Origin of the sequence: Acinetobacter sp. SwsAc5 (genome assembly GCF_013391485.1) — a bacterium.
Classification (GTDB): domain Bacteria; phylum Pseudomonadota; class Gammaproteobacteria; order Pseudomonadales; family Moraxellaceae; genus Acinetobacter; species Acinetobacter towneri.
In genome coordinates, this window is sequence record NZ_JACAXD010000032.1 from 23,177 (window position 1) to 33,617 (window position 10,441).

The window sequence follows — 10,441 nt, forward strand, 5'->3', positions numbered from 1 at the left end:
AAAAAACTATAAAAGCATAGATTGTTTTACTATTTTAAGGCTTGAGCGTTCACTAAATATACAAAATATAAATTAATAGATATCTTCCCCTCAATATTCTGAAGGTATTTAAGCATCAGCATTCAAAGTCAGATAGGTATTTTCCCAACGATTGCCTGAAAATGAGCCTTCAACCAATTGCACATAGCGACCATGCACCTGATCTATCGCAATACAATCATCTACCTCTAAGACCCGATCGGTATGTTGTTTTTGCCAGTGCTGGGCAAAATAGGCTTTACCACGCTGTTTTGCCACCATTGGATTTTGCGCCACCACCAGTACATAACGATGTAACTCGCCAAACTCACGCGGATCATATCCACCTAAATTAATTAAATACAGTCGGTTTTCTGCCTGATTCGGCTGCGCATCGGTAAATTTTAAATAGTAGGATTTACCTTCAAACTCAACACCATTAATTTGCGCCCATGCGTCAATATGCAAACCTTTCGGTTCTGCAAACCAAGCCTGCTTGAGTTGCGGATAGGTCTGTTCTAAAGAATCGCCTACCGCAAGTACCACATCATGCACTTCGGTATTGGCTCGCGCATGACGTCCGCCTAACATCACGATAAATAAACTGGGCATATCCGACTCCTGCGCAAATATCCTAAGCTTGATGGCTTTTATAGTTGATGATTTTTAAGCATGATTGTTTAAAGTAGCGAGAATTTTTCAATCCTCCAAATAAAAAATCGTGCCGAATTGCTTCAGCACGATTGAATTGAAATGTAGCATACTTTATTTCAAGCAGTTTACGATTTACATATCCACCATTTCCACGCCATCAATGCGGGCAACAGTCATTAAGTCTTTATCGCCACGACCTGAAACAGTCGCAATAATGATTTGGTCTTTATCCATCGTTGGTGCAAGCTTGCTCACATAAGCCATAGCATGCGAGCTTTCTAAAGCAGGAATAATCCCTTCGATACGGGTTAAATCACGGAAACCTTGCAAGGCTTCTTGGTCATTGATTGGCACGTAATCGACACGGTGCATATCTTTCAGGAAGCTGTGCTCTGGCCCTACACCTGGATAATCCAGACCTGCAGAAATAGAGTGGGTTTCAATGATCTGACCTTGTGCATCCGACATTAAATAAGTACGGTTACCGTGTAATACGCCCACGTGTCCTGCATTCAATGGTGCAGAGTGTTTGCCTGTTTCAATGCCTAAACCTGCAGCTTCGACACCGTACATTTTCACTTCGGCATCGTTCAAGAATGGATAGAACAAGCCCATGGCATTAGAACCACCGCCTACACAAGCTACTAATGCATCAGGTAAACGACCTGCCTGCTCTTGAATTTGGCGACGCGCTTCACGACCAATAATCGACTGGAAATCACGTACCAATTGTGGATATGGGTGTGGGCCAGCGACCGTACCAATCACGTAATATGTAGAATCAACATTGGTGACCCAGTCACGCATGGCTTCGTTCATGGCATCTTTTAAGGTTTTTGAGCCACTTTCTACAGGTACAACAGTTGCACCAAGCAAACGCATACGGTAAACATTCATAGCCTGACGTTTCACGTCTTCTGCACCCATGAACACCACACATTCTAAGCCTAAACGAGCGGCAATGGTCGCGGTTGCTACACCGTGCTGACCCGCACCTGTTTCGGCAATAATGCGTTTTTTGCCAGACAGTTTTGCCAACAGTGCCTGACCAATGGTGTTATTCACTTTATGTGAGCCAGTATGGTTCAAATCTTCACGTTTTAAGTAAATTTGCGCCCCCCCCAACTCTTTTGACCATCGCTCAGCATAATACAAAGGACTAGGACGACCTACATAGTAGGCGAGATCGCGGTCGAATTCTGCCAAAAACTGCGGATCATCTTTCATGCGGAAATACAATTTCTCTAAATCTTGTAAAGCCGCCATCAGCGTTTCTGACACAAAACGTCCGCCATGGATACCAAAATGCCCTTTTGCATCTGGGAATTGGGTATAGTCAATCACTGAGTTATTGTGATTTGTACTTTGCTGATCCACGTTGGACTCCTTGCATGAAGTTTTCTATGAGTTGTTGGTCTTTAATACCTTTTGCAGACTCAACTCCGCCACTGACATCAACGGCATAGGCTTGAGTCGTCTGAATTGCATCTTCAATATTTTCAGGGTTTAAACCACCCGCCAAAATTAAAGGAATATCGAGTTTCGGGAATTTTGACCAGTCAAAACTGTGTCCTGTTCCACCTTTGAGTTCAGGATGCCACGCGTCTAATAATACTGCGCTTGCACCTGCTTGTTGATAGCTTTTTATCGCATCCAACACATTTAAATCGGGTTTGACCTGAATGGCTTTGTACCATCGACGTCCAACTTGCTGTGCTATTTGCTGACATTGCAAGGGTGTTTCATCGCCATGAAATTGCAAAATATCTAAAGGCACTTGTTTCAATACAGTGGCAATTTCATCTGCCGTTGCATTGACAAATAAACCGACCACTTGCACATAAGCGGGAATGTGTTGCAGCAAGCCTTGTGCTTGTTTAATGCTCACATTGCGCGGACTTGGAGGATAAAACACCAAACCAATTGCATCTGCACCCGCATGCACAACACTGTTTATATCTTGAATTCGCGTGATTCCGCAAATTTTGGCACGGGTACGCATCGTTTTGGACTCTAATCCTGATTTTCAATCTTCATTTTGCTGATCTTGCTGTGCGTGACTTTTAAATTGTCTGTTCACACTAACAAAATCAGATATTGGGGCGAATCATTGTAATGCAATTTTAAGGGGTTGAGTGAAGTTCAGGCGGATTATTCTGCATTTCCGTTGTTTAAATGGCATACAGACTTTATACTTCGCGCAAATGCAACGAGTTCTAGCTTTGAGCTTTAGGGAAGTTGGTGAAAGTCCAACACTGCCCCCGCAACGGTAACCATGAAACGTATATCAATTTAAATCTTATGATTTACACCACTGTATGAACAATATGGGAAGGTGGATATATAGCGAAGCAATCATAAATTAGAAGATGCTTGGCACATTGAAGTCCGGAGACCTGCTTGTTGTGCCCTTAACTCAATCATTCACGTGGGGTGAATGTATGGAGCAAAGTCATGTCTACTCTTTTTCAGCCTACTGCTTTAGTGGGCGCAATTGCGCTTGCAATGGGTTTTTCAACTTCAGTTTTTGCTGCAGAATCTCAAGATCAGCGTGTGGTGAATGCTGCTTTAGATACGCTTGTTGTTACTGCTTCACGTAGTGAACAAAATATTAAAGATGTGCCTGCACGGATTAATGTAATTGATCAAAATAGTATTGAGCGTAATCCTATTCTAAATTTGTCAGATGAAGTACAAAAAGACCCTAGTGTTTTTATGAAACAATATGGTGGCATGGGACAAACTACAGAAATTTCAATTCGTGGTACAAAATCCAACCATACCCTTGTTCTTAAAGATGGTGCCCGTTTAAATAGCCAAAACCACTTTAGTGCTCTTTTCCCGACATTTATCGATACCTCTGACCTAAAACAAATTGAAATTCTAAAGGGTCCAGCATCAGTACAATATGGTACTGATGCCATTGGTGGTGTTGTACAAATGATAACAACAACTCCAACCCAAAATTCTGGATTTATTACTGGTATTTATGCAGAAAATAAAACATATAAAACTATTATTGGTAGTGATCTTGTACAGGATAATTTTTATGCACAGATTAGAGGCCAACGTCTAGAAACGGATGGAACAAAAATTCTCGACTATCAAAATAAAAGCCAAAAAGCGAGTTATGATCAAAAAGGATACAGTGCAAAGGTCGGATACGATAATAAAGATAATATAAAAGCGAATATTGCTATTAGCCAAAATGAAGGAACGAACCAGTTCTATGATTGGGCAACTAGTCAAAATAAAGCTAAACGTTTTTTTGAAAATCGTTTAATCAACGTAAATACTGAATTTGATCTTCAAGATAACCTAACACTTTCTGCAAGACTTTCTAACTTTATAGATAATCAATATGTCTTAGACAGCGAACCTGGTCATTTTGACACAGAAAACAAAGAAGGGGATTTAAATCTTCGATGGTCATTAACACCGCAGCAAAGTATTTTATTAGGTAGCACTTATCTAAAGTCCAACTTTGAAAGCAAATCTATAAAAAATGAAAAACAGGATATAGATTCAGTTGGTTATTATTTACAACATCAACATAAATCTGAAAAATTAAATACACAAGTAGGCATTCGCACCGAAGATAATGAATTGTTTGGAACACATACTGTTGGACAAGGCGCTATTCGCTATCAAATTTTACCAGCCACAAGTATTTATGCAAATATTGGCTCTGCATTTAAAACGCCATCTTTGACAGAGTTATATTATTTTGTAGAGGGTTCTTATCCAACTTATGGTAATCCCAATTTAAAACCAGAAAAAAGTATGGCCTATGAAATTGGTGTAGATCAAAAAATAAATAACCAATTAACAGCATATTTTTCTACCTATCACACTCGCATTAAAAATCTTATTGTTACCAACTATCTTGGGCAAAACAAATCAAGCTTTGCCAATATAGAAAAATCTGAAGTCAATGGTGGTGAAATTGGCTTTAAATGGAAAGAGCAAGATATCTTCTTAACCACTGAATATGCCTATGCAGATTCAAAAAATAAGAAAACCAACAATAATATTGCATACCGACCAAAACAGACCTTTACTCTATCCACCGGTCTAGAAAATGCCTCTTATGGAGTGAGTGCTTCTGTAATTGCACGTTCAGACATTTATGCCGATCATGCAAACAAAGTTAAAGTACCTGGTTATGCTACAGTTGATTTAAATATGTACTGGAATATTAACCCGAATATTAAGGTTTTTAGCAATATTCAAAATATCGGAGATGTTGAATACAAAATTGCAGATAACTTTGGTGATGGTTGGTACATCAACGGCGGTCGCCTCGCTTCTGCTGGTGTAACTTTCCGCTACTAAAACCCGCATAACAACAAAAACTTTAAAACAGCGCAGTTTATGGATAATGTAATGACCGACATTATCCTTTTTTATTGCGCCAGCTTTTATTTCTTACAACCAAGTAAACGCAACTTTCACTTTCAAACAAGGAACGATCATGGGCCACCGTTTAAGCAAAATCTACACCCGCACAGGCGATTCAGGCACAACAGGACTGGGCGATGGCTCACGTGTCGCCAAAGACGACTTACGCATTCATGCACTGGGCGATGTCGATGAACTCAATGCCTGCATAGGCGTATTGCGCTCACAAATTACACATAGCAACATTCAAGACAAAAACACTTGGGACAAATCGCTTAGCCTGATTCAGCACTGGCTATTCGATTTAGGCGGTGAAGTCTGTATCCCCAATTACCATCTCGTGCAACCACTGGCGATTGAATACTTGGAGCAAGACATTGACCGTATGAATGAAAACTTACCAATGCTCAAAGAGTTCATTCTACCTGCGGGCACATTGGCATGCAGTTATGCACATCAGGCCCGTGCTGTATGCCGTCGTGCAGAACGCAGCTTAATGACCGTACATAACCGTGATCAAAATATTCAAGCACCGTCTTTGCAATTACTGAATCGACTGTCTGACTGGCTATTTGTCGCATCTCGCAGCTTGCAACGTGCCGAAGGAGGCAGCGAAGTGTTATGGCAAAAGAACATCAATGACAGTATTGGTAACTGACATCACACTCTAGAATCGGAAACTAAAATAAAGCCCTGATTTTGCATCTAAAAAATCACGTCGGATGCTGCTTGAAATTTCACATCATCCGACCAAAATAAGAGATGTCATCTCTTTGTCACGTCGTACTTGCAAAATGAAAGCAAACTTTCAATTCATGGGCACATTATGCGCATAATTGGTCATCGTGGTGCGCGTGGCGAAGCGCCTGAAAACACACTCGGTGGTTTTGAATATATTCAAAATATTGGCATTCGAGCGGTTGAGTTTGATGTCCGTCAACTCAAAGACAATGCCTTGGTAGTGATGCATGATGATCAATTCATTCGCACTACAGGACAAGACAAAGCACTGTATGAATGTAGTCTGGAAGATTTAAACCATTACAATCATGCTGTGATGTGGTCAGATTGGAATAAAGTCGAAACCACACCCCTACTCAATCAAACCATGACCATTATTCAAAATTTTGATCATATTGAAGTCGAAGTTAAAGCAGTCAACTCACATGCCGATGCTGAAAAAATTACCCAAAGTTTAGAGCAACATTTACAGGGTTTTGAACATAACGCTATCATCACCAGTTTTGATACAAAAATTCATTGGGCCTTGCAACAACAAAAATCACGCTTTAAACGCGGTTTATTGGTTGAAGATGATCTGCAATATCAAGCCATTGATCAGGCTTTAGAATTAGGTTGTTGCCAAATTGGTTGGATGAACGAACTCGCAACCGGTGCGCTCATTCAAGCCACACAACAGGCCAAACTGAATATCAGCGTTTGGACAGTCAACCAGATTGAACGCGCCAAACAGCTTAAAGATTTAGGGATTCAGGGTTTAATTACCGATTATCCTAAACTGATGATGCAACACTTGTAAGCGGTAACCTTAAGCATATTGATGAATAAATAAATGATTTATCGTGCTTGTTTGGCTACCGTATATCATATTTCCGTAAAATCTCGCAGATACCATTATATTCTGTTACCACCCAGTACAATACAACTGTACAATAATGCTGTGATCGTGAATACGCTCATGCTAATATGCGAAAAAATTAATCCCTAAAAAATTTAATACTATGATTTCAATCTATAGATCGGTCATAGCGTTATAACGGATTAAGCGTCCATTTATACCTCCCAAGGTTCTAGGAGTGCTGTTGGAGATGAATGCTCCCTTACCCAAAGCCCCAATCAACTGGATTGCCATCTTTGCACTGGTTTTCTTACCTATTGTTGCAGTGATCGCGATTCCTTGGTATGCCTATCACCATGATTTTAGCTTAGCCGCTTGGATCAGCATGTTTGTATTACTTGGCGTAAGTAGCTTGGGTATTACAGCAGGTTATCACCGTTTATGGGCACACCGTGCTTATGAAGCTACCCTTCCCTTGAAAATCATTTTAATGATTATGGGAACATTTGCCGTTCAGAACAGTATTTTGTTCTGGGGTTCAGGTCACCGCACCCATCACCGCCATGTTGATGATGTCGAAAAAGACCCATATTCAATTAATAATGGTTTTTGGTTTGCGCACATGGGCTGGATGCTACGTGACTACCCTGCCGCAGAGCCAAACTTTAAAAATGCGCCAGATTTGTTAAATGACAAACTGGTGATGTTCCAACACAAATACTATATTCCGCTTGTGATTGCGGTTCACGTTGGCATTTTAGTGCCAATTGGTTGGGCTGTAGGCGATATGTGGGGCGTGTTGTTATTGGGCGGTTTAATGCGTCTGATTTTAAGCCACCATGTTACCTTCTTTATTAACTCGCTGTGCCACATGTGGGGTTCGCGTCCCTATACTGACGAAAACACCGCGCGTGATAACTTCTGGTTAGCAATTGCCACTTGGGGCGAGGGCTATCATAACTATCACCACATTTTCCAATATGATTATCGTAATGGCGTAAAATGGTGGCAATATGACCCAACCAAATGGTTAATTTGGACATGCTCGAAGTTAGGCCTAGCGAAAAACTTGCGTCGTATTCCAAGCTTTAATATTAAAAAAGCAGAATTGGCGATGCGTTTTAAATATGCAGAACAAGACTTGGCGGTCTATGGACACAATGTAAATGATGACATTGGCCAAGTTAAAAGCCGTATTTCGCAAGAATATGATGCCTTTACCCAAACCCTGAACGATTGGGCAAAGTTAAAAGAGCAAGAAATTCAGGCGAAAAAAGCATCAGTAGCTGAAAAAATCCACCAAATGGATGACAAATTAAAAGTTGAATTCCAATTGGTTGAACAGCGTCTTTCACATCATCGTGAAACCTTGAACTTGCTGATGCGCAACCTAAAAAAGAATCCTGTATCTGAATAAACCTCTGTTCTGATGCACTGCGAAAGCCCTGACCTGTTCAGGGCTTTATGCATTGTTAGGCTACAGTTTTTAAAGTCTAAGTTTGCTATAGTGAAACTCACTTTGTGCCAAGCGCTTCATCATCATGCAATTTAATCCGCGTTATCCGACCCTGCCCGCCCGTCTTTATCACATGCAGCAGCCTCTACCTTTAAAAGGTGCAAAAGCAGGACACTTTAATGCTGCATTGGCAAAAGAACTACAATGGACAGCCGAAGAACAACAGCAATGGGTTGAAATTTGCAGCGGACAAACCACGTTTAAAGAATTTCCTGCTTTGGCAATGGTCTATGCAGGACATCAATTTGGACAGTGGGCAGGTCAATTGGGAGATGGACGCGGTTTACTCATTGCGCAAGTTTTGGACACACAACAACGTACTATTGACCTGCATTTAAAAGGTGCGGGGGCAACGCCTTATTCACGTATGGGCGATGGACGTGCAGTATTACGTTCCGTGATTCGTGAATATTTAGCAGGTCATGCTTTAAATGCGCTGGGTGTGCCATCAAGCAATGCCGTTGGATTTACCTCATCCACTCAAGGTGTACAACGTGAAAAATTAGAACTTGGCGCAATGCTATTACGCACATCAGACTGTCATATTCGTTTGGGACATTTTGAATGGATCAATCAGTATCAACCTGAATTACTGCCTGAATTTGTGCAAAAGTGTATTGAATGGCACTACCCAGAATGCTTGGCAACCGAACAGCCAATACTCGCTTTTGCTACGAAAGTCATTCAACGTACCGCTGTCATGATTGCAAAGTGGCAACTGGTCGGTTTTGCGCATGGCGTGATGAACACCGACAATTTAAATATCACAGGTTCAACACTCGATTTCGGTCCTTATGGCTTTATGGAGCGTTTTCGTCCTAACTGGATCAACAATCATTCGGACTATCAAGGACGTTATACGTACCAACAACAACCGAGCGTGGCACACTGGAATTTATGGGTCTGGTTAAATAATTTAATTCCGCTTGAGCAAAGCCCTGATCAAAAAGAACACTGGAAACAAGCACTGGCAGCATGCTTAGAACATTTTGAACCCACTTTTTTGGAGCATTATAAACTCGGTTTATGTGAAAAAATGGGACTGCCAAGCTTCCATAAAGACAGTTTTGACTGCGCAACCAACTTCTTACGTATTTTGCAAAGTGAGCAACTGGATTACACCCAGAGCTTTATCCGCCTACAAAATAAACAATATACTGAAATACTGGATGATTGTTTGGATCGTCGTCAGTGGGAAAGCTTTTTGGCGCAGTATTTACAAATTCGTGAACATCAGTATACCGATGCTTTAGATGCTGCAATGCAACAGGTAAACCCTCACTATATTTTGCGCAATCACATGGCACAAAAGGCGATTGAGCAAGCAGAGCGTGATGATTTTTCAGAAGTTGAGCGTTTATTTAACTTGCTCAGCCAACCCTATATTCAGCAAACAGCATTGGAAAAACCTGAAGATTTAGCACCTTTACCAAGTGATGTGCCAGAAGTGATGGTGAGTTGTTCATCTTAATACCAACGCACTCGCCAAAGGACGTTTAAAATTCCAACAAAGTTATACACATTTTCTGTGGAAAAAGCTGTGGTTATCCACAGGATAAACTTTTTAGGGGAAAATAAGTGGCACAAACACCGTCATCACTGCATCAAATTGCAGCAAGTGTTGCAGCACAATTGCCTCAAGTTAGCCTGAGCGAACCTTTTGGTGAAGGTTGTTTGGTGCTTGACATCCTCACCCCCTTAAAAGAGGGTGATTCCTACAGCTAGACGCTTATGCCCAAGCGCAAGAATGTTTAGAGCTGAGTTTATATCTCGATCATGAGCTGTACCACAGCTCATGCACTCCCATTCTCTTATTCCAAGATCTGTCCTACCTTGTATCTTTTGGACTACTTGAGGTGATCTCACCGCAGCACGAACAGATTTGGGTGGTATAGGCTTCTTGGACTTCTTCAAACAATACGCCTGCGTTCTCGCATTTATACTTGAGCATTGTTTTTAGTGCCGAAAATCCTGTATCCAAAACAGATTTTGCCATTTTGGTTTTTACTAATTTTTTAGCACTCAAGTCACCTACAATAATCAATGCATTTTCATTCACAAGCTTGGTGCTTGCTTTATGCAAATGATCTTTTCGACTATTTGCAATCTTGGCGTGTAATGCACGAACACGCTTCTTATTCCTGGCTCTCTGAGCAATACCTAATGTCTGCTCATATTTTCGATAGAATTTTGGATTTGAAATTACAGTGCCATCAGAACAGGTGGCAATATCTTTTAAGCCTAGATCAATACCAATCGCTTTGGTTGCTGTC

At 41.0% G+C, this 10,441-nt stretch carries 9 protein-coding genes, 1 pseudogene and 1 riboswitch; of the genes and pseudogenes, 6 read left to right on the forward strand and 4 right to left on the reverse strand.

All coding sequences use genetic code 11. The annotated features are described in order from the left end of the window. Nucleotides 1-108 precede the first annotated feature (108 nt). The 3 genes from HYG89_RS14120 to HYG89_RS14130 all read right to left on the reverse strand — a co-directional run bounded on the left by HYG89_RS14120 (nt 109) and on the right by HYG89_RS14130 (nt 2,674). On the reverse strand, nt 109-630 hold the full coding sequence (locus HYG89_RS14120; RefSeq protein ID WP_096901526.1) for a DUF1543 domain-containing protein: 522 nt from the start codon (nt 628-630) through the stop codon (nt 109-111). A 174-nt stretch (nt 631-804) separates the two neighbouring features. Next, the gene (trpB, locus tag HYG89_RS14125; RefSeq protein WP_004975067.1) at nt 805-2,049 is read right to left on the reverse strand and encodes a tryptophan synthase subunit beta; all 1,245 of its coding nucleotides are present in this window, start codon (nt 2,047-2,049) and stop codon (nt 805-807) included. Next, nucleotides 2,021-2,674, reverse strand: a complete 654-nt coding sequence (locus HYG89_RS14130) for a phosphoribosylanthranilate isomerase (protein WP_131260767.1) — start codon at nt 2,672-2,674, stop codon at nt 2,021-2,023. Before HYG89_RS14130 ends, trpB begins: the two co-directional genes overlap by 29 nt. 192 nt (nt 2,675-2,866) lie before the next feature. Next, a riboswitch (cobalamin riboswitch) is annotated at nt 2,867-3,091 on the forward strand. Between the two features lie 35 nt (nt 3,092-3,126). On the opposite strand from HYG89_RS14130, the gene HYG89_RS14135 reads away from it, so the two are divergent. From HYG89_RS14135 to HYG89_RS14160, 6 genes are all read left to right on the forward strand, one after another. Further along, complete coding sequence (locus HYG89_RS14135) at nt 3,127-5,007, forward strand: TonB-dependent siderophore receptor (protein ID WP_131260768.1); 1,881 nt, start codon at nt 3,127-3,129, stop codon at nt 5,005-5,007. Between the two features lie 139 nt (nt 5,008-5,146). Continuing rightward, a complete protein-coding gene (locus HYG89_RS14140) occupies nt 5,147-5,731 on the forward strand; it encodes a cob(I)yrinic acid a,c-diamide adenosyltransferase (RefSeq protein WP_178868035.1) in 585 nt (194 codons plus the stop codon). 168 nt (nt 5,732-5,899) lie between these two features. Then, a complete protein-coding gene (locus tag HYG89_RS14145) occupies nt 5,900-6,613 on the forward strand; it encodes a glycerophosphodiester phosphodiesterase (RefSeq protein WP_178868036.1) in 714 nt (237 codons plus the stop codon). A gap of 289 nt (nt 6,614-6,902) precedes the next feature. After that, nucleotides 6,903-8,069, forward strand: a complete 1,167-nt coding sequence (locus HYG89_RS14150; RefSeq protein ID WP_178868038.1) for an acyl-CoA desaturase — start codon at nt 6,903-6,905, stop codon at nt 8,067-8,069. Between the two features lie 124 nt (nt 8,070-8,193). Next, nucleotides 8,194-9,639, forward strand: coding sequence for a YdiU family protein (locus tag HYG89_RS14155; RefSeq protein WP_178868040.1), 1,446 nt, complete (start codon nt 8,194-8,196; stop codon nt 9,637-9,639). A gap of 107 nt (nt 9,640-9,746) precedes the next feature. Then, nucleotides 9,747-9,893, forward strand: a complete 147-nt coding sequence (locus HYG89_RS14160) for a hypothetical protein (RefSeq protein WP_178868042.1) — start codon at nt 9,747-9,749, stop codon at nt 9,891-9,893. Here HYG89_RS14160 and HYG89_RS14165 read toward each other — a convergent pair. Continuing rightward, nucleotides 9,867-10,441: pseudogene (locus tag HYG89_RS14165) on the reverse strand (RNA-guided endonuclease InsQ/TnpB family protein); the annotation flags it as partial. The gene HYG89_RS14160 and the pseudogene HYG89_RS14165 overlap by 27 nt on opposite strands.

Bases quoted from the DNA above. Each gene is read 5' to 3' on its own strand.
- HYG89_RS14120 (WP_096901526.1), bottom strand. From the start codon at position 630: ATGCCCAGTTTATTTATCGTGATGTTAGGCGGACGTCATGCGCGAGCC.
- HYG89_RS14130 (WP_131260767.1), bottom strand. From the start codon at position 2,674: ATGCGTACCCGTGCCAAAATTTGCGGAATCACGCGAATTCAAGATATA.
- HYG89_RS14135 (WP_131260768.1), top strand. From the start codon at position 3,127: ATGTCTACTCTTTTTCAGCCTACTGCTTTAGTGGGCGCAATTGCGCTT.
- HYG89_RS14140 (WP_178868035.1), top strand. From the start codon at position 5,147: ATGGGCCACCGTTTAAGCAAAATCTACACCCGCACAGGCGATTCAGGC.
- HYG89_RS14145 (WP_178868036.1), top strand. From the start codon at position 5,900: ATGCGCATAATTGGTCATCGTGGTGCGCGTGGCGAAGCGCCTGAAAAC.
- HYG89_RS14150 (WP_178868038.1), top strand. From the start codon at position 6,903: ATGAATGCTCCCTTACCCAAAGCCCCAATCAACTGGATTGCCATCTTT.
- HYG89_RS14155 (WP_178868040.1), top strand. From the start codon at position 8,194: ATGCAATTTAATCCGCGTTATCCGACCCTGCCCGCCCGTCTTTATCAC.